The organism is Ectopseudomonas composti (assembly GCF_001567565.1).
GTDB classification, from domain to species: Bacteria; Pseudomonadota; Gammaproteobacteria; order Pseudomonadales; family Pseudomonadaceae; genus Aquipseudomonas; species Aquipseudomonas composti_A.
Genome location: NZ_LSSW01000029.1, coordinates 662,813 through 681,968, shown reverse-complemented (window position 1 = coordinate 681,968; position 19,156 = coordinate 662,813). Strand labels below are relative to the sequence as shown.

The following is a 19,156-nucleotide window of genomic DNA, read 5'->3' as shown; positions in this document are numbered from 1 at the left end:
ACTGACATCTGAACCGGATAACCGCCGGATCAGGCCTGAATAATGAGTCGAGCATGAACTGGACGTGGTTTCACAAATGGGGTTCGCCCAAGTGGTTCTATGAGATGAGCGGCCGCTGGCTGCCCTGGCTCAGCATCGCTGCGGTGTTGCTGATCGTCGCCGGTCTGGTCTGGGGCCTGGCGTTCGCGCCACCGGACTACCAGCAAGGCAACAGCTTTCGCATCATCTACATCCACGTTCCTGCCGCCTTTCTCGCTCAGTCCATCTACGTGATGCTGGCCATTGCCGGCCTGGTTGGCCTGGTGTGGAAGATGAAACTGGCCGACGTAGCGCTGCAGCAAGCTGCGCCCATCGGTGCCTGGATGACCGCCATCGCGCTGTTGACCGGTGCCATCTGGGGCAAGCCGACCTGGGGTACCTACTGGGTCTGGGATGCGCGGCTGACCTCCATGCTGATCCTGCTGTTTCTTTATTTCGGTGTCATCGCCCTGGGTAATGCCATCAGCAACCGCGACAGCGCTGCCAAGGCTTGCGCGGTACTGGCTATCGTCGGCGTGGTCAACATCCCGATCATCAAGTACTCGGTGGAGTGGTGGAACTCGCTGCACCAGAGCGCCACGTTCAAGATCACCGAAAAGCCGGCCATGCCGGTGGAAATGTGGCTGCCGTTGCTACTCGCGGTGCTGGGGTTCTACTGCTTCTTCGGTGCCGTACTGCTTTATCGCATGCGCCTGGAAGTGCTCAAGCGCGAAGCGCGTAGCAGCTGGGTGAAAGCCGAAGTGCAGAATCTGGTGGAGGGCAAGGCATGAGCTTTTCCTCGTTCTCCGAGTTTCTCGCCATGGGCACCCATGGCGCATATGTCTGGAGCGCCTACGGCATCAGCCTGGCAATCCTGGCATTGAATGTGGCGCTGCCGATTCTGGCCCGTCGCCGTTACCTGCAAGACGAGGCGCGCCGTTTGCGCCGGGAGAAGTCGAAGTGAATCCGGTTCGCAAGAAACGTCTGTACATCATTCTGGCCATCCTCTGCGGCGTCAGCATCGCCGTGGCGCTGGCGCTGACCGCACTGCAGGAGAACATCAACCTGTTCTACACCCCGAGCCAGATCGCCAATGGCGAGGCGCCGGTCGATACGCGCATTCGTGCCGGCGGCCTGGTGGAAGAGGGCTCGCTGAAGCGTTCCGCCGATTCGCTGGAGGTGGACTTCGTCGTCACCGATGGCGCGCATGGCGTGACCATTCGCTACAGCGGCATCCTGCCGGACCTGTTCCGTGAAGGGCAGGGCATCGTCGCCCTCGGTCGGGTCAATGAACAGGGTGTGCTGGTGGCCGACGAGGTGCTGGCCAAGCACGACGAGAACTACATGCCGCCTGAAGTCATGCAGGCACTGGAAAAGAGCGGAATGATGCAGAAGCACAATGAGGCCAAGGCCGCCAAACAGGGCTATCAGCAGGAGAGCGCGCAATGATCCCCGAGCTCGGCCATCTGGCGATGATCCTGGCCCTGTGTCTGTGCCTGGTACAGGCGACTCTGCCGCTGATCGGTGCCTGGCGTGGTGACCACCAGTGGATGAGCCTGGCGCAGCCGGCTGCCTGGGGGCAGTTCGCCTTTCTGCTGTTCTCCTTCCTGTGCCTGACCTATGCCTTCATGGTCGACGATTTCTCCGTCGCCTACGTGGCCAACAACTCCAACACGGCGCTGCCCTGGTACTACAAATTCAGCGCGGTGTGGGGCGCGCACGAAGGTTCCTTGCTGCTGTGGGCGTTGATCCTGGCTGGCTGGACCTTCGCCGTGGCAATCTTCTCGCGCCATCTGCCGGAAGAGATGCTCGCCCGCGTGCTGTCGGTGATGGGCATGATCAGCGTCGGCTTCCTGCTGTTTCTGATCGTCACCTCCAACCCCTTCGAGCGCCTGCTGCCGAATGCTCCGACCGATGGTCGCGACCTCAACCCCTTGTTGCAGGACTTCGGCCTGATCGTGCATCCGCCGATGCTGTACATGGGCTACGTCGGTTTCTCCGTGGCCTTCGCCTTCGCCATTGCCGCGTTGCTCGGCGGCAAACTCGACGCCGCCTGGGCGCGCTGGTCGCGGCCGTGGACCATCATCGCCTGGGCCTTCCTTGGCATCGGTATTGCCCTCGGCTCCTGGTGGGCCTACTACGAACTCGGCTGGGGCGGCTGGTGGTTCTGGGACCCGGTAGAGAACGCCTCCTTCATGCCCTGGCTGGTGGGCACCGCGCTGATTCACTCGCTGGCGGTGACCGAGAAACGTGGCGTGTTCAAGAGCTGGACCGTACTGCTGGCCATCGCCGCGTTCTCCCTCAGCCTGCTGGGGACCTTCCTGGTGCGCTCCGGTGTGCTGACCTCGGTGCATGCTTTTGCCACGGATCCGGAGCGCGGCGTGTTCATCCTCGCCTTCCTGCTGGTGGTGGTCGGCGGCTCGCTGGCGTTGTTCGCCGTGCGTGCGCCGGTGGTCAGGAGCCAGGTCGGTTTTGGCCTGTGGTCGCGTGAAACGCTGCTGCTGGTCAACAACATCGTGCTGGTGGTTTCGGCCGCGATGATCCTGCTCGGCACCCTCTACCCGCTGGTGCTCGACGCCCTGACCGGCGCCAAGCTGTCGGTCGGCCCGCCTTATTTCAACGCGCTGTTCCTGCCGTTGATGGCGCTGCTGATGGCGGTGATCGCTGTCGGTGTACTGGTGCGCTGGAAGGACACCCCGCTGACTTGGCTGGGGCGCATGCTGGCTCCGGTGCTGATCGCCAGCGTAGTGCTGGCGCTGATCGCCACCTTCGTGCATGGCGATTTCCACTGGGCCGTGCTGGCGGTCTGCCTGCTGGCCTTCTGGGTGGTGTTGGCCGGGGTGCGCGACATTCTCGACAAGACGCGCCACAAGGGCCTGATCAAGGGCCTGCCGAGCCTGACCCGCAGCTACTGGGGCATGCAGATGGCGCACCTGGGGTTTGCTGTGTGCGCCCTGGGTGTGGTGCTCACCAGCCTGGGCAGCTACGAGCGCGACCTGCGCATGGCGCCGGGTGAATCGGTGGAACTGGCGGGCTATCGCTTCCAGTTCGAAGGCGCGGTGCACCACGAAGGGCCCAATTTCATCTCCGACAAGGGGACGGTGCGGGTCTTCGACGGCGAGCGGCAGATCAAGGTGCTGCACCCGGAGAAGCGTCTGTACACCGTGCAGCAGTCGACCATGACCGAGGCGGGCATCGACGCCGGTTTCACCCGCGATCTGTTCGTTGCCCTGGGTGAGCCGCTGGAGCAGGGCGCCTGGGCCGTGCGCATTCACATCAAACCCTTCGTGCGCTGGATCTGGCTCGGCGGTCTGCTGATGGCCTTCGGCGGCTTCCTCGCCGCGGCTGACAAGCGCTACCGGATCAAGGTCAGAACCCGCGTGCGCGAAGCCCTGGGCATGCAGGAGGCCAACGCATGAGACGTTTGCTGCTGCTGTTGCCGCTGCTGGCCTTTCTGGCGATTGCCGTGTTCCTTTATCGCGGCCTGTTCCTCGACCCGTCCGAGCTGCCTTCGGCTTTGATCGGCAAGCCATTTCCGGCCTTCAGCCTGCCCTCGGTAACCGATCCGTCGCGCACCCTGACCCAGGACGATCTCAAGGGTAAGCCGGCGCTGGTCAACGTCTGGGCCACCTGGTGCCCGGCCTGCCGGCACGAGCACCCGGTACTGAACAAGCTGGCCGAAGCCGGAGTGGTGATCCACGGCATCAACTACAAGGATCAGCTCGAGCCGGCGCAGAAGTGGCTGCGTGACCTGCACAACCCCTACCAGCTCAATATCGAGGATGCCAAAGGCAGCCTCGGTCTGGACCTGGGCGTGTACGGCGCGCCGGAAACCTTCTTCGTCGACGCCAAGGGCATCATTCGTCATAAGTACGTCGGCGCCATCGACGAGCGCATCTGGCGTGAGCAACTGGCGCCGGTCTATCAGCAACTGGTCGACGAGGCCCAGCCATGAAGCGTTTGCTGATTTCCGCCGGTCTGGCGCTGGGCCTGTTGGCCAGCGCGCATGCCGCCATCGATACCTTCGAGTTTGCCAACGAGGCTGAACGCCAGCGTTATCGCAACCTGGTCGAAGAGCTGCGTTGCCCGAAGTGCCAGAACCAGAACATCGCCGACTCCGATGCGCCGATCGCCATGGACCTGCGCAACGAGATCTACCGCATGCTCGAAGCGGGCAAGAGCAACGATGAGATCATCGATTTCCTGGTCGCGCGTTACGGTGACTTCGTGCTCTACAAACCGCCGCTGACCAGTCGCACGCTGCTGCTCTGGTACGGCCCGGCCGGCCTGCTGGTGCTGGGTTTTGGCGTGCTCGGGGTGATCGTCCTGCGCCGTCGTGGGCAGCAGAAAAACCGTTCGGCCGTAGGCCTCTCCGTCGATGAGCAGGCGCGCCTCGCCGCACTGCTCGACCAAGCCTCTCAGGACAAGAAAGACCGATGATCGATTTCTGGTTGCCCGCCGGGCTGCTGTTGCTGACCGCCCTGGCGTTTCTGCTGATTCCGGTGCTGCGCATTCGCAAGCTGCAGGCCGAAGAAGACCGCACCGCACTCAACGTCACTCTCTATCAGGAGCGCCTGCAGGAGCTGGAAGTCCAGCGCCAGGCTGGCGTGCTCGATGATGCGCAGCTGGAGGCCGGTCGCGCCGAGGCCGCGCGCGAGCTGCTCGATGACACCGAAGGCGTGCAGCGCCGCAGCAGCGTGCTCGGCGGCAAGATTCCGCTGGTGTCGGCGCTGCTGGTCCCGGTGCTGGGTGTGGCCCTGTACCTGCACTGGGGCGCGCTCGACCAGGTCGAGCAGACCCGTCAGCTGGCGGCCATGCAGCCGCAGAGCATCGAGGAGATGACCGCGCGCCTGGAGCAGACCGTCAAGCAGCAGCCAGATTCGGCCGAAGCCTGGTACTTCCTGGGACGTACCTACATGGCGCAGGAGCGTGCCGGCGACGCCGCCAAGGCGTTCGAACGCGCCGTGCAGATTGCCGGGCGTGCCCCGGAGCTGCTCGGTCAGTGGGCGCAGGCGCTGTATTTTGCCGAAGGCAAACAGTGGAACGAGCAACTCCAGGCACTCACCGACGAGGCGCTCAAGGCGGACCCGCAGGAGGTCACCAGCCTTGGCCTGCTCGGCATCGCGGCCTATGAAAGTCAGCGCTATGCTGATGCAGTGCGTTACTGGGAGCGCCTGGTCGCCGTGTTGCCGGAGCAGGACCCGTCCCGCGCGGCCATCGTCGGCGGCATCGAACGCGCCCGTCAGCAACTGGGTGAGGGTGAGCAGCCGAGCACGGCTGCAGCGCCGGAGGCCAAGGTGCATGCGCTGGAGGTCAGCGTGTCGCTGTCGCCCGAGGTGCAGAAGAACGTGCAGCCGGACGATGCCGTATTCGTCTTCGCTCGCGCTCTCAGCGGCCCGCCGATGCCGTTGGCGGTCAAACGCCTGAAGGTCTCTGACCTGCCGGCGCAAGTCAGCCTCTCCGACGTGGATGCGATGATGCCCGAACTGAAGATTTCCCGATTCGACCAGGTACAGCTGGTGGCCCGCGTTTCCCGCGCTGGCAATGCCACCCAGGGCGAGTGGAGCGGCAAGACCGGCCCAGTTGCCAACACCGCTCGTGACGTGCAGACGCTGTTGATCGACAGCCGCGACGGGCAGGCCCAGTGAAGCGCCTGATCCTCGCCTGCGCATTCGGGCTTGGCCTCAGTGGCTGCGTTTTGCAGCAGCCGAGTGCGCCGGTGGGTGAGCTGCCGCCGGTGCAGCAGCCATCGCATCCGCGCTATGCGCCACCACCCGGGGTCAAGAGTCATTGGAATCCGGGGCTGGGCGTCTACGTGGTCGAAGGGGCGCGCGACCTGTACTACCGCGAGCGCGTCTTCTATCGCTGGGACGGCGGCTGGAGCTGGTCTTCGCAAGCCGGCGGGCCGTGGCAGGAAACCGACAGCTCGGGCATTCCGCCAGGGCTGTACCGGCACTACCAATCTCGGTGAGGCATTTGTTTTGGCCTTTCAACGGCGCCTCTGGCGCCGTTTTCCATTTATCCGTCAGCCTCTTCTGGATGCACGGCGGTTCACATAGCCGCCTATTCCTCTGCCGTAATGATTGGCTAGTCGCTTCAGCAACTTAAAAGAGTAAGGACACTTCACCTACATAAGCTAAAAGGATAAAGTATGAGTGATGAAGCACTGTTAATTGCTTTGGCGCAAGCCATTCCGGGGTTCTCGGAAAAATATACTGCAGTGCCTGCGGTTGATGAGCGGCAGGGGGAGTATAAGCAACTCTATTGGCTGGATGCACTGTTGGGTGAGCGTTATCTTTGTTATGTCGAATGGAAGGAATTTGATCCTTGGGGTGTTGATGGATTAAACGCATTGGCACCGGTTCAGCAGGCCGGTATTACCTTGTCTACCGACAGTCTTTATGATGAGCAGGGCTTTCCGGTTCAGGACATCAGTCGTGAAGCGTTCCTGTATGACGCCGGTGGTTTTTATCTGCCGGTGTTGCAGCAGCAATTACAACAGGCCGGGTTGCAATTGCTGGAGGTCGGTATGCTGCAGCGTGATGGCAACGTCTATTTGCATGAAAATCCGCGTTTCATCTGCGTCATCACTGAGCAGCCCAAAATCGAGCAACTCAATCTGCAATTACAACCGCGAGGACTGGTGCTGTGCTGAGATCTTCGTATGTAACCCCCGCTACCGCCGGCCGGTTAGCGATATGTCTGATCATTTTGTTAATTGTCAGCGGTTGTACGTCTCGTTCGGTGCGCTGGATGCACCCGACGCCCTCGAAAGAGCTGTTGTTGAAAGCCATGACCGATCTGCAGGGTCTTCATGTTTACACCGGCCTCGACCGCAGGGATAACAGCCTGTTAAGTCGTGAAGATGTATCGAGAATGCTGGCGGATAACAGCCTGATTACCAGCGAAACCCCCAATTTCATGTTCGTCAGCTTTAGTGGCAATGAAGTCAGTATTGTTGGTTACAACCAGTATTACCGGCCAAAAACGCAGGATTATCGCAGTCCGATGATTTACCGCTATCGCGGGCAGTTAAAGCGCGCTGTTTATAGCTTGCCGCATATGGCGCCAGAGAGTGGCGATTTGAAAGTCACCTCGAAACCGATTGAAAATGTGCAACTGTGGCTGCTGAATGAAAAGAAGACGGTCTATCCGGACTTTAATGGCACGCTGACGTTCAAGTCCTGGAGCGGTGAATATATAGCTATCAGCGCATTTACCACCCGGAGCTGGGACAGTATTTTTTAAGGCGCTTCGAATAGTTTGGGAAAGGTCCGGTATCAATCGTATCTTTCCCTCGGCAAAAGCGACGCACCATAAAAAACGGCGCCCGAAGGCGCCGTTCTTGTTGGTGCGATCCAGGCTCAATGTGCCCAGATCATGCCCACCAGCAGGTAGCTGATCACCGTCACCAGCACCACGCCGAACAGGTTGAGGGCGAAGCCCGCCCTGATCATCGACTGTATCTTCATGTGCCCGGTGCCGAACACGATGGCGTTGGGCGGCGTCGCCACCGGCATCATGAAGGCGCAGCTGGCGGCGATGGCGGCAGGAATCGCCAGCAGCTCGGCCGGCATGCCCTGCGACACGGCCAGCGCGCCGAGCAGCGGCAGGAAGGCTGCTGCGGTGGCGGTGTTGGAGGTGACTTCGGTGAGGAAGATGATCACCAGCACCACTACGCCGATCATCGCGATGACTGGCAGGGCGCCCAGGGCTCCGAGGCTCTGCGCAATCCATTCGGCCAGGCCGGTGCTGCGAATCACCCCCGCCAGCGACAGGCCGCCGCCGAACAGCAGCAGTACGCCCCAGGGCAGCTTGCTGGCGCTTTCCCAGTTCATCAGGAATACGCGCTGTTTGGTGTCCACCGGAATGATGAACAGCGCCAGTGCCGCGGCGATAGCAATGCTGGTGTCATTGACGCCGGGCACCCAGTCGGAGATCAACGGCTGGAACACCCAGGCCAGTGCGGTGGCGACGAACACCATGGCCACCAGCTTCTCGCCACGGCTCAGCGGACCGAGTTCGGCCAGTTCGCCGCGAATCAGCTGCGTGCTGTCATGCCCGGCCAGGTTGAAGCCGCCACGGGTCAGCCACCACCAGATGAACGCCAGCATGATCACCGCCACTGGAACGCCGAGCAGCATCCACTGGCCGAAGCCGATCTGCACGTCATAGTTCTCGGCGAGGAAAGCGGCGAGCAGGGCGTTCGGCGGGGTGCCGATCAGCGTGGCGATACCGCCGACACTGGCGGCATAGGCAATCGCCAGCAGCAGTGCAGTGGCGAAGCGTTCACGCTCGGCCTCGCCGGTGTTCTTCTCGCTGGTGAGCATGCCGATCACCGAAAGGCCGATGGGCAGCATCATGATGGTGGTGGCGGTGTTGCTCACCCACATGCTGAGAAAGGCCGTGGCCATCATGAAGCCGGCGATCTGCTTGCTCGGCTTGCTACCCATGGCCAGCAGCGTCATCAGGGCGATGCGTTTATGCAGGTTCCAGCGCTCCATGGCCAGGCCCAGCACGAAACCACCGAGGAACAGGTAGATGGTCGGGTTGGCGTAGGGCGCGGTGGCGGCATTGAGGCTGTCGATGCCCAGCGCCGGGATCAACAGGATCGGCAGCAGCGAAGTGGCCGGGATCGGGATCGCTTCGGTCGACCACCAGGTGGCCATCAGCAGGGTCAGACCGATGGTGGCCCAGGCCGTGCTGGAAAGGCCGGCTGGCGGCTCGGTGACCAGGCAGGCGAGCAGTAACAATGGACCCAGAATCAGGCCGATCCAGGCAGCCTTGGCGGGTGCCGTGGATTCATTGGTGGTAACGGCCATGGCGCGCTTCCTTCAGCTAAAAAGTCGGGCTTTATAGCCCACAGGGCGACGTTATGACCACGCGATGGCCGATCGGTTTTGCTTCAGTCTGTTTCAGGCGTGCTTTGCGCCGACGGTGATGGCTCGGCCTGTCTGCTGAACAATGGTCCACCACAACGGCTGCAGAACGCTGCGCTGTGCTCGTGGCGATTCTTGTGGCAGTGCGGGCAGTCGTGTTCCAGCAAACCGTCCTGGCGCATGGCATTGGCCAGCTCGGCGGTGAAGATGCCGGTCGGTACGGCGATGATCGAGTAACCGGTAATCATCACCATCGTCGCCAGCATCTGGCCCAGCGGGGTCTTCGGCGTGATGTCACCGAAACCCACGGTGGTCAGCGTCACCACTGCCCAGTAGATGCTGGTGGGAATGCTGGTAAAACCGTGGGCAGGGCCTTCGACCACGTACATCAGCGCACCGAACACTGTGACCAGGGTAGAAACGCTGACCAGAAAGACGACGATCTTCTGCTTGCTGCCACGTAGCGCCACCAGCAGGAAATTGGCCTGGGTCAGGTAGTGGCGCAGTTTGAGCACGCGGAAGATACGCACCATTCGGATGGCCCGGACGATCATCAGGTACTGCGCGTCGACGAACACCAGTGCCAGGATGGCGGGCAACACGGCCAGCAGGTCGACCAGGCCGAAGAAGCTGAAGGCATAGCGCAGGGGCTTGGGCGAGCAGTACAGGCGCAAGCCATATTCGATCGCGAACAATGCGGTGAAGAACCACTCCAGCGCGCTGAACATGCCGGCGTACTGGTTGTGAAAGCGCTCGATGCTGTCGAGCATCACCACGATCAGACTGGCGAGAATGGCCACCAGCAGCCAGTTGTCGAAACGCTGCGCCGCCGGCGTGCTGGTCTCGAAAATGATGATGTAAAGGCGCTGGCGCCAGGTCTGGTCTTTGGCCACGGCGTGACTCTCCTTGTGATGCGAGGGGCAAGCCTAGGCAGGACGACGCCATGAGGGCAAGTGACAGACCCGTGCGAACGGTGTTTGCCGCTCCCGGCCTCTCTGAAAATTTGACAATTCTCCGAGCGTTTCATAATTTCAGCGCCTCGCAAACGTTTGCGTGCCGATAAAAACGACAATAACCACGGAGTGCTTCCTCATGTCCGTTTTCCGTCCTGCCCGTCTCTGCGCTGCCATCGCCCTTGGCGCCGCCGCCCTTGTCAGCTTTTCCAGTGTCCATGCCGCCGAAGGCGAGCCGCCTCGCGTCGCGCTGGTGATGAAATCCCTGGCCAACGAGTTCTTCCGCACCATGGAAGACGGCGCCAAGGCCTACCAGAAAGAACACCCCGGCCAGTTCGAATTGATCGCCAACGGCATCAAGGACGAAACCGATACCTCGGCGCAGATCCGCATCGTCGAGCAGATGATCGTCTCCCAGGTCGATGCCCTGGTGATTGCGCCCGCCGATTCCAAGGCCCTGGTGCCGGTGATCAAGAAGGCCAGCGATGCCGGTATCAAGGTGGTCAACATCGATAACCGCCTCGACCCCGAAGTGGTCAAGAGCAAAGGTCTGGACGTGCCCTTCGTAGGTCCGGACAACCGCAAGGGCGCGCGCTTGGTCGGTGAATACCTGGCCAAGGAAAAACTCAAGGCTGGTGACGAAGTCGGCATCATCGAAGGCGTGTCCACCACCACCAACGCCCAGCAGCGCACCGCAGGCTTCAAGGACGCCATGGAAGCGGCCGGCATGAAGATCGTCGGTGTGCAGTCCGGCAACTGGGAAATCGACCGTGGCAACGCCGTGGCCTCGGCCATGCTCAACGAATACCCGAACCTCAAAGCACTGCTGGCCGGCAACGACAGCATGGCTCTGGGCGCCGTGTCGGCTGTACGCGCCGCTGGCAAGAAGGACCAGGTGCAGGTGGTCGGCTACGACAACATCAACGCCATCAAGCCGATGCTCAAGGACGGTCGCGTACTCGCCACCGCCGACCAGTTTGCGGCGCGCCAGGCGGTGTTCGGTATCGAAGCGGCGCTCAAGCTGGTCAAGGGTGAGTCTACCGGTGCCAAAGACGGCGTGATCGAGACCCCTGTCGAACTCGTGACCAAACCGTGACCCACGCGGTAACCGGCGGCGAGACCGTTCTCGCCGCTCGCGATATCGGCAAGACCTACGTCCAGCCTGTGCTGGGCGGGGTCGAGCTGGAGCTGCGCGCCGGTGAAGTGCTGGCGCTGACCGGCGAGAACGGCGCCGGCAAAAGTACCCTTTCGAAGATTTTCTGCGGGCTGGAGCAACCGACCACGGGCTCGCTGAGCTTCCTCGGCCAGCCCTATGCGCCGGCCAGTCGCCGCGAGGCCGAGCGCCTCGGCGTGCGCATGGTGCTGCAGGAGCTCAACCTGCTGCCGACCCTGACCGTGGCCGAGAACCTGTTTCTCGATAACCTGCCCAGCCGGGCTGGCTGGATTGCCCGTGGTCGCCTGCGCGAGATGGCGCGCGAAGCCATGGCGCGGGTCGGCCTGGAGGCCATCGATCCGGATACACCGGTGGCGGCGCTGGGCGTCGGCCATCAGCAGATGGTCGAGATCGCCCGCAACCTGATCGGCGAGTGCCGCGTGCTGGTGCTCGACGAGCCGACGGCCATGCTCACCGCCCGCGAGGTCGATCTGTTGTTCGAGCAGATCCAGCGCCTGCGTGAGGCAGGGGTGGCCATCGTCTACATCTCCCACCGCCTGGAAGAACTGGCCAAGGTGGCGCAGCGCATCGCCGTGCTGCGCGACGGCCAGCTGGTGGCGGTGGAGCCCATCGACCGCTACTCAAGCGACGAGCTGGTCACCCTGATGGTCGGCCGCGAGGTCGGAGAGGCCATCGATCTGGGCGAACGGCAGATCGGCGCGCCGCTGCTGCAAATCAGCAATCTGAGCCGCCGCGGCAAGGTCGACGACGTATCGTTCAGCGTGCGGGCAGGGGAAATCTACGGCATCTCCGGGCTGATCGGCGCTGGCCGTACCGAGCTGCTGCGCCTGATCTACGGCGCCGATCGCGCCGACAGCGGCCAGGTGGCCATCGGCAATCCGCCGCTGCCGGTGCAGGTGCGCTCGCCTGCCGAGGCGGTGCGCCACGGCATCGCGCTGATCACCGAAGACCGCAAGGGCGAAGGCCTGCTACTCGGCCAGCCAATCGCCGCCAATCTGGCGCTGGGCAATATGCCAGCGGTGTCCAAACACGGCCTGATGCGCCCGGCGGCCGAGCAGGCCCTGGCGCAGCGGCAGATCGATGCCATGCGCATCCGCTGCAATGGCGCTCATCAGGCAGTTGGCGAGCTGTCCGGCGGCAATCAGCAGAAGGTGGTGATCGGCCGCTGGCTGGAGCGCGACTGCCAGGTGCTGCTGTTCGACGAGCCAACGCGTGGCATCGACGTCGGCGCCAAATTCGAAATCTATGGCCTGCTCGGTGAGCTGGCGCGCCAGGGCAAGGCCCTGGTGGTGGTGTCCAGCGACCTGCGCGAGCTGATGCTGATCTGCGACCGCATCGGCGTGCTGTCTGCTGGCCGCCTGATCGAAACCTTCGACCGCGATGACTGGAGCCAGGATCGTCTGCTGGCCGCCGCCTTCGCCGGCTACCGCAGCCGTGAGGCCTTGCTCGGCGACGTCGCCCCCCCGTTACAGGAGCTTTGCCAATGACCACTCCATCCGCCACGCCGGCCAAGCGCAGCGGCACCCATCAGGGCCTGGGCACCTACCTGGGCCTGGCCGGCGCGCTGCTGGCGATGATCGTGCTGTTTTCTTCGTTGAGCAGCCATTTTCTGTCTTATGCGACCTTCACCACCCTGGCCAACCAGATTCCCGACCTGATGGTGCTGGCGGTGGGCATGACCCTGGTGCTGATCATCGGCGGCATCGACTTGTCGGTGGGCTCGGTGCTGGCCCTGGCCGCCGCGGTGGTCAGCGTCGCCACCCTCGGCTTCGGCTGGGGCATCCTGCCCGCCGCGCTGCTGGGCATGGCCTGCGCCGCGCTGGCCGGCAGCGTGACCGGGATCATCACCGTGGCCTGGGGTATTCCTTCGTTCATCGTTTCCCTCGGCGTGCTGGAGATGGCACGGGGCGTGGCCTACCAGCTCACCGACTCGCGCACTGCCTACATTGGCGACGCCTATGCCTGGCTGTCGACGCCGTTGGTTGCCGGCATTTCACCGTCGTTCGTGATCGCGCTGCTGGTGATCGGCGCCGCGCACCTGCTGCTGACCCGCACCGTGTTCGGCCGTTACCTGGTGGCCATCGGCACCAACGAGGAAGCGGTACGCCTGGCCGGCATCAACCCCAAGCCGTACAAGATTTCCGTGTTCGCCCTGATGGGCCTGCTCGCCGGCTTGGCCGCGCTGTTCCAGATTTCCCGCCTGGAAGCCGCCGACCCCAACGCCGGCTCCGGCCTGGAGCTGCAAGTGATCGCCGCCGTGGTGATCGGCGGTACCAGCCTGATGGGCGGGCGTGGTTCGGTTATCAGTACCTTCTTCGGTGTGCTGATCATCTCCGTGCTGGCGGCGGGTCTGGCGCAGATCGGCGCCAGCGAGCCGACCAAGCGCATCATCACCGGTGCGGTGATCGTCGTCGCGGTGATTCTCGACACCTACCGCAGCTACCGCGCCAAGCGCCGGGCCTGACCGTCCATGGCCACCATCAAGGACGTCGCCGCCCGCGCCGGCATTTCCTACACCACGGTGTCTCACGTGGTGAACGGCACTCGCCCTGTGAGCGAGCAGGTTCGTCGCAAGGTCGAAGCGGCCATTGCCGAGCTGGGCTACGTGCCCAGCGGCGTGGCCCGTTCGCTGCGGGGGCGTGCCACCGGCACCCTTGGCCTGCTGCTGCCCAATGCCAGTAACCCGTATTTCGCCGAGCTGGCCCGCGGCATCGAGGATCACGCCGAGCGCAACGGCTACAGCGTGATCCTGTGCAACTCCGACGACGACATCGACAAACAGCTGCGCTACTTGCGCGTGTTGCTGGAGCGGCGCATCGACGGCCTGATCGTCGCCACCGTGGCCAGCGACGCGGCCTTCGCCGAAGCGCTGGCCAGTCTGCGTGTGCCGCTGGTGCTGGTCGACCGCTCGCTGGACGGCGTCAGCGCCGACCAGTTGCGCGTCGATCATGAGCAGGGCGCTTATCTCGCGACCCGCCATCTGCTGGAACTGGGCCATCGGCGCATCGCCTGCATCGGCGGCCCGGCCAGCACCCAGGTGGCCCAGCTGCGCGCCGCCGGTTATCGCGGTGCGTTGGAGGAGGCGGGCATCGAGGCACTGGCGGTAGTGGATTGCCCGTTTACCAGCCCGGCCGGCCACGCTGCCGCGCAGGTGCTGCTGGCTGCCGAGCCACGGCCTACGGCGATCTTCGCCGGCAACGACATGATCGCGCTGGGCGTGCTGCGCGCCGCCGCCGAACGCCAGCTGCAGGTGCCGCAGCAGCTGTCGGTGGTGGGCTTCGACGACATCGAAGTGAGCCGCTATCTGCATCCGGCGCTGACCACGGTTGGTCAGTGCATCGGCCAGCTGGGTGAACAGGTCGCCGCACGCCTGCTGGAGCGTATCCGCACCCCGGGGCTGGCCGTTACTCAGCAACTGATCGAACCCATTCTGGTGCTGCGCGAGTCCAGTGCAGCGCCTGACGCATGATCGAGCGCAAGGCCCGCAGCCTTGTGCTCGATGGAGAGGAACACCTGCAATGCAAGCGAACGTAGTGGTAGTCGGCAGCCTGAACATGGATCTGATCGTGCGCGCGCCGCGTCTGCCGGTTGGCGGTGAAACCCTGGCCGGGCATGGCTTCTTCACCGCTGCCGGTGGCAAGGGCGCCAACCAGGCCGTGGCGGCAGCGCGCCTCGGCGCGCGAGTGGCGATGGTGGGCTGCGTGGGTGATGACGCCTACGGCAGCGAGCTGCGCGGTGGCCTGCTGGCCGAGGGTATCGACTGCAGCGCGGTTGATGTCGCTGTCGGTACGCCAACCGGCATCGCCTCGATTCTGGTCGATGATGCCGGGCAGAACGCCATCGTCATCGTCGCCGGTGGCAATGGTGAGATGAGCCCCGTGCGCGTCGAGCGCCACGAGGCGCTGCTGGCCAATGCCGAGGTGGTGATCGCGCAACTGGAAGTGCCAGCGGCGGCAGTCGAGGCCACCTTGTCCCGCGCCCATGCGCTGGGGCGTATGGTGATCCTCAACCCGGCTCCGGCTGTCGGCCCGCTGCCGGCGCACTGGTACGGCCTGGTCGATTACCTGATTCCTAACGAAAGCGAGGCCGCGTTGTTGACCGGCCTGCCGGTGGACTCGCCGGAAACCGCCTTGCGCGCTGCTCAGTGCTTGCTCGAGGCCGGCGCCCGGCGCGTGCTGATCACCCTGGGTCGTCAGGGCGTGCTGTATGCCGATGCCACTCGCCACCTGCACGTACCGGTCGCGCCGGTGGTCGCCGTGGACACCACGGCCGCCGGCGACACCTTCGTCGGTGGTTTTGCCGCCGGTTTGGCCGAAGGCATGAGCCTGGAGGCGGCCATCACCCTTGGCCAGCAGGCCGCCGCCCTGGCCGTTACCCGGCCAGGCGCCCAACCCTCGATCCCTCATCGTCACGAGTTGCCCGCATGAAGAAGACTCCGCTGCTCAACGCCGAACTCTCCGCCGCCATCGCTCGGCTCGGCCATGGCGATGTCATCGTCATCGGCGATGCCGGTATGCCGATCCCGCCGGGCACGCCGTGCATCGATCTGGCGCTGACCGCTGGCGTGCCGGATTTCGTCACCACGCTCAAGGTGGTGCTCAGCGAAATGCAGGTGCAGGGCCATCTGCTGGCCCGCGAAACCCTTGAAGTCGCGCCTCTGACCCTGGAGGCCATCGAGGCGCTGACCGCAGCGGGTGAGCTGGGTGAGCGGCAACTGGTCAGCCATGAAGAGCTCAAAGCTGCCTGCCGCACGGCGCGGGTGCAAATCCGCACCGGCGAGTGCCGGCCCTACAGCAATATCGCGCTGGTGGCCGGCGTTACCTTCTGAACATCTGTCGTTTCAGGGCACCTCTAAGAACGTATGCGACGACTGCATGGATGCAGGAGGTAGAGCGAAGCAGGAAGCCCGAGCCGAGGCAGCCAGCGCAATACCGATGGCGGCCCCGCAAAAACAGGCGAAAAAGCGGAGTTTACGAGCTGTAAATGAGCACTTGATTCGCTTCGCTCACCCCTTCGGGGCCGCGCTAAAGCACGTTCAGCCTTCGGCTGTGAACCTGTTTTTAACGCCGCGATGGCAACGCAGGTAGTTTTTAGAGGTGCCCTTCAGTCGACGGCCAGGTAGTGCTTGGTGAAACTGTCGCTCACGACTTCCCAGAGGGTGTTGGTGCCGCTGGCGACGAAGAAGGAATCACCGGCCTTGTAGTGGGCGGTTTCGCCAGTGGCTTCGTTGGTGATCTTCACTTCGCCGAGGGTTACCACTGCCTGCTCGTGGAAGGTGTAGGGCAGGCGGAAGCGGCTGCGGCGCACGCCAAAGTAGCCGGCGCTGACCGACTCGTCCTCGGTGGCGAAGGTGGTCAGGGCGAACATGGCGTTGTCACCTTCGAGCATCTCGACACCGATGTCCTCGAGGGTGCCGGCCAGTTCCAGTTCGTCCAGGGTGATGCCTTGCTTGATGCTGTGCAGCATGTCGTTCTCGCTCGATAAGGGCTGTAGGTCATGCACGCTAGCAGGGTCGGATAACGGAGCCAGTCGTGGCAGCGACATCGGGTACCGGGGAAACGTCTTGCCGCCTGCCTGGTTGAGCGTGCGCGAGCGGTGGATCAGACGCCGCGGAGGCGAGGGCAGTTTCTCCTGAAAACGCCTCAACAGGCCGTTGTCAGGTTAATCGTCGCCCAGCGACGACTCCTGCCGTGGATCAGCGAGCACGAAGGTCTCGCCGGTGACGGCCGTCAGCCAGCCGGTGCCCATGTTGCGCAGCAGCCAGTGCCAGTGGCCGTAGCGACTGGTCAGCGTGCCACTGGCGTAGCAGGGGCCGTAGAGGTACCAGTCGTGTTCCTGGCGGTGAGTGATGACGATGGCGTGGCGCAGGAAGTCGGCGACTTCCTCTGCTGTCACGCTGTATTCCTGGCAGCTGTCCACGGCCGTATTGGGGCCCTGGCCGATCTCGAGGATTTCGATCTGCTCCACCGGCCCGATCACTGTCGTCACCTCACCAGCCAGCAGCAGTGTGGCCAGCAATTGCAGGCTCAGGCCTAGAATCCATCCTTTCATGCGTGTGTCGTCCAGTGGCAGCCTTGCGGCAGGCATCACGACTATAGGGCATTTCTGGTGGTATTAACGACGCGAGCCTGCGCAGGGCTCGCGTCGTATGCCGCTGCCGGCGTCAGGCGCCGATCACGCCGCCGTCTTTACGGGTGATGGTCACCACGCTCGAACGCGGATGCACGCCGGGCTGGTGGTCGGGGAAGGACGAGCCGCCCGCTTCGCCAGGGTGCTGGATGCCGACGAACATCGTGCGGTAGTCCGGCGAGAAGGCCAGGCCGGTGATTTCGCAGCCCACGGGGCCGACCATGAAACGGCGGATCTCGCCGCTTTGCGGGTCGGCGCAGAGCATCTGGTTGTTGCCCATGCCGGCATAGTCGCCCTCGTTGCTGTACTTGCCGTCGGTCTGGATCCACAAGCGACCGCCGCCATCGAAACCGACGCCGTCAGGGCTGTTGAACATGTTGTCGGCGTTGATTGCGTGGCTGCCTGCCTCGGGCGTGCCGGGATGCACCACCGGGTTGCCAGCGACCACGAACAGGTCCCAGGCGAAGGTGTCGGCCGCGGCGTCATCGGCCGCTTCGCGCCAGCGCAGGATCTGCCCGTAGAGGTTGTTGGCGCGCGGGTTGGGGCCGCCGACGGGCTGGCCGTCCGTGCCGCGCTTGCTGTTGTTGGTCAGGGTGCAATAGACCTGGCCGTCCTGCGGGCTGACGGTGATCCACTCGGGGCGATCCATGCGGGTAGCGCCAACCAGGGTACCGGCCTGGCGTGCACGAATCATCACCTCGGCCTGGTCGGCGAAGCCGTTTGCTGCGGTCAGGCCGTTCTTGCCGGCGCTGAGCTCGATCCAACGGCCCTGGCCGCGCGGCTGGTCGGCGTCGCCGTTACCAGCATCGAACTGCGCGACGTACAAGGTGCCGTGGTCGAGGATATGCCGGTTGGCCTTGGCGTCGCTGCGGTTCAGGCGGTCGCGGGTGATGAACTTGTAGATGAACTCGCCGCGCTCGTCGTCGCCCATGTACACCACCACGCGGCCATCACGAGTGGTGGTGAGCGCCGCGTTCTCGTGCTTGAAGCGGCCCAGGGCGGTGCGCTTGATCGGCTTGGAGGTTGGGTCGAAGGGGTCGATTTCGACGATCCAGCCGTGGCGGTTCAGCTCGTTCGGGTTCTGGGCCAGATCGAAACGCGGGTCGAAGTGGTGCCACTGGTTTTCGCCGCTGTCGTGCTCGACGCTGAAGCGCTTCTGATCGGCGCTGAATTGCAGGTTGGCGTCGTTGCTACCGAAGCAGTCGCTGAAGTTCTCTTCGCAGGTCAGGTAGGTGCCCCACGGGGTCTGACCGCTGGAGCAGTTCTGGAAGGTGCCAAGCACCTCGATGCCGGCCGGGTCGGCCTTGGTCTTGAGCAGGTCGTGACCGCGGGCCGGGCCGCTGACTTCGATGGGCAGGTTGCCGTGGATGCGGCGGTTGTAGGGCGAGCCCTGGACGAAGCTCCAGGCGCCGTTTTGGCGGCGCACCTCGATCACGGTCACGCCTTCAGCGTTCTGCGCCTTGCGCACGTCCTCGGCGGATTTCGGCAGCTCGCCGTGTGGCAGCAGGTAGCGGTAGTTGACGTACTCGTTGTTGATCGCCATCAGTGCGCGATCCGCGTCACCCGGCCAGGGGAAGAAGCTCATACCGTCGGTGTTGTCGCCGAACTGCAGCAGCTGCTCGGCGGCGCTGTTGCTGCCGTCGCCCTTGAACGACGGTCCGCCTGCATGTAGCGGCTGGCCCCAGCTGATCAGGGTATTGAACGAATAGCCGGACGGCAGGGTAATGGTGTCGGCGCTGGAGGCGGCGATATTGGCGAAGCCCATCAGCGGGCTGCGGCTGTTGGCACTGACCGCCTCGGCCAGCGCGCTGCGCCCCAGCAGACCGCCGCCAAGAAACAGAGCAGCGCCAGTCAGAGCGCCCGCGCTGATGAAGCGGCGACGGGACAGTGTCAGGCGTTCAAGGTCGGTCAATTGATTGTCATGCATCACGGTAGCTCCTGCTTTGGATGCGCAGGACCCTAGGGTAAGGGGATGACAATTGAATGACATCGCGTGATGGTTT

Annotated in this window: 21 protein-coding genes; 16 read left to right on the top strand and 5 right to left on the bottom strand. The window is 63.7% G+C overall.

Annotated elements, in window-relative coordinates; all coding sequences use genetic code 11:
• Positions 1-53: 53 nt before the first annotated feature.
• From PCLY_RS19625 to PCLY_RS19580, 10 genes are all read left to right on the top strand, one after another.
• Entirely contained in the window at positions 54-809 is a 756-nt protein-coding gene (locus PCLY_RS19625; RefSeq protein WP_061241339.1) for a heme ABC transporter permease, read from the top strand.
• On the top strand, positions 806-982 hold the full coding sequence (gene ccmD / locus PCLY_RS19620; RefSeq protein WP_037002829.1) for a heme exporter protein CcmD: 177 nt from the start codon (positions 806-808) through the stop codon (positions 980-982). Before PCLY_RS19625 ends, ccmD begins: the two co-directional genes overlap by 4 nt.
• A complete protein-coding gene (gene ccmE / locus PCLY_RS19615; protein ID WP_061241337.1) occupies positions 979-1,467 on the top strand; it encodes a cytochrome c maturation protein CcmE in 489 nt (162 codons plus the stop codon). The genes ccmD and ccmE overlap by 4 nt, the downstream gene beginning before the upstream one ends.
• The gene (locus tag PCLY_RS19610) at positions 1,464-3,437 is read left to right on the top strand and encodes a heme lyase CcmF/NrfE family subunit (protein ID WP_061241334.1); all 1,974 of its coding nucleotides are present in this window, start codon (positions 1,464-1,466) and stop codon (positions 3,435-3,437) included. The genes ccmE and PCLY_RS19610 overlap by 4 nt, the downstream gene beginning before the upstream one ends.
• Complete coding sequence (locus PCLY_RS19605; RefSeq protein WP_061241332.1) at positions 3,434-3,973, top strand: DsbE family thiol:disulfide interchange protein; 540 nt, start codon at positions 3,434-3,436, stop codon at positions 3,971-3,973. Before PCLY_RS19610 ends, PCLY_RS19605 begins: the two co-directional genes overlap by 4 nt.
• Positions 3,970-4,458, top strand: a complete 489-nt coding sequence (locus PCLY_RS19600; protein WP_061241330.1) for a cytochrome c-type biogenesis protein — start codon at positions 3,970-3,972, stop codon at positions 4,456-4,458. Before PCLY_RS19605 ends, PCLY_RS19600 begins: the two co-directional genes overlap by 4 nt.
• Positions 4,455-5,666 carry a c-type cytochrome biogenesis protein CcmI gene (gene ccmI, locus PCLY_RS19595; RefSeq protein WP_061241328.1) on the top strand — a complete coding sequence of 404 codons (1,212 nt, stop codon included), beginning with the start codon at positions 4,455-4,457 and terminating at the stop codon, positions 5,664-5,666. The genes PCLY_RS19600 and ccmI overlap by 4 nt, the downstream gene beginning before the upstream one ends.
• Complete coding sequence (locus PCLY_RS19590; protein WP_061241326.1) at positions 5,663-5,989, top strand: hypothetical protein; 327 nt, start codon at positions 5,663-5,665, stop codon at positions 5,987-5,989. The genes ccmI and PCLY_RS19590 overlap by 4 nt, the downstream gene beginning before the upstream one ends.
• A gap of 180 nt (positions 5,990-6,169) precedes the next feature.
• Entirely contained in the window at positions 6,170-6,673 is a 504-nt protein-coding gene (locus PCLY_RS19585; RefSeq protein ID WP_231740181.1) for a DUF6630 family protein, read from the top strand.
• A gap of 98 nt (positions 6,674-6,771) precedes the next feature.
• Complete coding sequence (locus PCLY_RS19580; RefSeq protein WP_231740180.1) at positions 6,772-7,266, top strand: hypothetical protein; 495 nt, start codon at positions 6,772-6,774, stop codon at positions 7,264-7,266.
• Between the two features lie 116 nt (positions 7,267-7,382).
• Here the strand turns inward: PCLY_RS19580 and PCLY_RS19575 are convergent, their stop codons facing one another.
• The gene (locus tag PCLY_RS19575; RefSeq protein WP_061241324.1) at positions 7,383-8,840 is read right to left on the bottom strand and encodes an SLC13 family permease; all 1,458 of its coding nucleotides are present in this window, start codon (positions 8,838-8,840) and stop codon (positions 7,383-7,385) included.
• A gap of 83 nt (positions 8,841-8,923) precedes the next feature.
• On the bottom strand, positions 8,924-9,790 hold the full coding sequence (locus tag PCLY_RS19570; RefSeq protein WP_061241322.1) for an ion transporter: 867 nt from the start codon (positions 9,788-9,790) through the stop codon (positions 8,924-8,926).
• A 199-nt stretch (positions 9,791-9,989) separates the two neighbouring features.
• Between PCLY_RS19570 and PCLY_RS19565 the strand changes: the two genes are divergently transcribed.
• The 6 genes from PCLY_RS19565 to rbsD are packed head-to-tail and all read left to right on the top strand — an operon-like array spanning position 9,990 to position 15,852.
• Positions 9,990-10,946: a sugar ABC transporter substrate-binding protein gene (locus PCLY_RS19565; RefSeq protein WP_061241320.1), complete on the top strand. Its 957-nt coding sequence runs from the start codon at positions 9,990-9,992 to the stop codon at positions 10,944-10,946.
• Entirely contained in the window at positions 10,943-12,511 is a 1,569-nt protein-coding gene (locus PCLY_RS19560; RefSeq protein WP_061241318.1) for a sugar ABC transporter ATP-binding protein, read from the top strand. Before PCLY_RS19565 ends, PCLY_RS19560 begins: the two co-directional genes overlap by 4 nt.
• Positions 12,508-13,488 (top strand): ABC transporter permease, encoded by a 981-nt coding sequence (locus PCLY_RS19555; protein ID WP_061241316.1) that lies wholly within the window; start codon positions 12,508-12,510, stop codon positions 13,486-13,488. The genes PCLY_RS19560 and PCLY_RS19555 overlap by 4 nt, the downstream gene beginning before the upstream one ends.
• A 6-nt stretch (positions 13,489-13,494) precedes the next feature.
• The gene (locus PCLY_RS19550; protein ID WP_061241314.1) at positions 13,495-14,493 is read left to right on the top strand and encodes a LacI family DNA-binding transcriptional regulator; all 999 of its coding nucleotides are present in this window, start codon (positions 13,495-13,497) and stop codon (positions 14,491-14,493) included.
• 49 nt (positions 14,494-14,542) lie between these two features.
• Positions 14,543-15,451: a ribokinase gene (gene rbsK, locus PCLY_RS19545; RefSeq protein ID WP_061241312.1), complete on the top strand. Its 909-nt coding sequence runs from the start codon at positions 14,543-14,545 to the stop codon at positions 15,449-15,451.
• Complete coding sequence (rbsD, locus tag PCLY_RS19540) at positions 15,448-15,852, top strand: D-ribose pyranase (protein ID WP_061241310.1); 405 nt, start codon at positions 15,448-15,450, stop codon at positions 15,850-15,852. The genes rbsK and rbsD overlap by 4 nt, the downstream gene beginning before the upstream one ends.
• 275 nt (positions 15,853-16,127) lie before the next feature.
• Here the strand turns inward: rbsD and PCLY_RS19535 are convergent, their stop codons facing one another.
• The 3 genes from PCLY_RS19535 to PCLY_RS19525 form a co-directional block, all read right to left on the bottom strand.
• The gene (locus PCLY_RS19535; protein WP_061241308.1) at positions 16,128-16,490 is read right to left on the bottom strand and encodes a cupin domain-containing protein; all 363 of its coding nucleotides are present in this window, start codon (positions 16,488-16,490) and stop codon (positions 16,128-16,130) included.
• 195 nt (positions 16,491-16,685) lie between these two features.
• On the bottom strand, positions 16,686-17,075 hold the full coding sequence (locus tag PCLY_RS19530) for a hypothetical protein (RefSeq protein WP_061241306.1): 390 nt from the start codon (positions 17,073-17,075) through the stop codon (positions 16,686-16,688).
• Between the two features lie 112 nt (positions 17,076-17,187).
• The gene (locus PCLY_RS19525; protein WP_061241304.1) at positions 17,188-19,080 is read right to left on the bottom strand and encodes a PhoX family protein; all 1,893 of its coding nucleotides are present in this window, start codon (positions 19,078-19,080) and stop codon (positions 17,188-17,190) included.
• Between the last annotated feature and the right edge of the window lie 76 nt (positions 19,081-19,156).

Excerpts from the sequence above, each read along its gene's own strand:
- rbsD (WP_061241310.1), top strand. The coding sequence starts at position 15,448 with ATGAAGAAGACTCCGCTGCTCAACGCCGAACTCTCCGCCGCCATCGCT.
- PCLY_RS19575 (WP_061241324.1), bottom strand. The coding sequence starts at position 8,840 with ATGGCCGTTACCACCAATGAATCCACGGCACCCGCCAAGGCTGCCTGG.
- PCLY_RS19550 (WP_061241314.1), top strand. The coding sequence starts at position 13,495 with ATGGCCACCATCAAGGACGTCGCCGCCCGCGCCGGCATTTCCTACACC.
- PCLY_RS19580 (WP_231740180.1), top strand. The coding sequence starts at position 6,772 with ATGCACCCGACGCCCTCGAAAGAGCTGTTGTTGAAAGCCATGACCGAT.
- PCLY_RS19525 (WP_061241304.1), bottom strand. The coding sequence starts at position 19,080 with ATGCATGACAATCAATTGACCGACCTTGAACGCCTGACACTGTCCCGT.
- rbsK (WP_061241312.1), top strand. The coding sequence starts at position 14,543 with ATGCAAGCGAACGTAGTGGTAGTCGGCAGCCTGAACATGGATCTGATC.
- PCLY_RS19565 (WP_061241320.1), top strand. The coding sequence starts at position 9,990 with ATGTCCGTTTTCCGTCCTGCCCGTCTCTGCGCTGCCATCGCCCTTGGC.
- PCLY_RS19535 (WP_061241308.1), bottom strand. The coding sequence starts at position 16,490 with ATGCTGCACAGCATCAAGCAAGGCATCACCCTGGACGAACTGGAACTG.
- ccmI (WP_061241328.1), top strand. The coding sequence starts at position 4,455 with ATGATCGATTTCTGGTTGCCCGCCGGGCTGCTGTTGCTGACCGCCCTG.
- PCLY_RS19605 (WP_061241332.1), top strand. The coding sequence starts at position 3,434 with ATGAGACGTTTGCTGCTGCTGTTGCCGCTGCTGGCCTTTCTGGCGATT.
- PCLY_RS19555 (WP_061241316.1), top strand. The coding sequence starts at position 12,508 with ATGACCACTCCATCCGCCACGCCGGCCAAGCGCAGCGGCACCCATCAG.
- PCLY_RS19600 (WP_061241330.1), top strand. The coding sequence starts at position 3,970 with ATGAAGCGTTTGCTGATTTCCGCCGGTCTGGCGCTGGGCCTGTTGGCC.
- ccmD (WP_037002829.1), top strand. The coding sequence starts at position 806 with ATGAGCTTTTCCTCGTTCTCCGAGTTTCTCGCCATGGGCACCCATGGC.
- PCLY_RS19625 (WP_061241339.1), top strand. The coding sequence starts at position 54 with ATGAACTGGACGTGGTTTCACAAATGGGGTTCGCCCAAGTGGTTCTAT.
- PCLY_RS19585 (WP_231740181.1), top strand. The coding sequence starts at position 6,170 with ATGAGTGATGAAGCACTGTTAATTGCTTTGGCGCAAGCCATTCCGGGG.
- PCLY_RS19530 (WP_061241306.1), bottom strand. The coding sequence starts at position 17,075 with ATGAAAGGATGGATTCTAGGCCTGAGCCTGCAATTGCTGGCCACACTG.
- PCLY_RS19610 (WP_061241334.1), top strand. The coding sequence starts at position 1,464 with ATGATCCCCGAGCTCGGCCATCTGGCGATGATCCTGGCCCTGTGTCTG.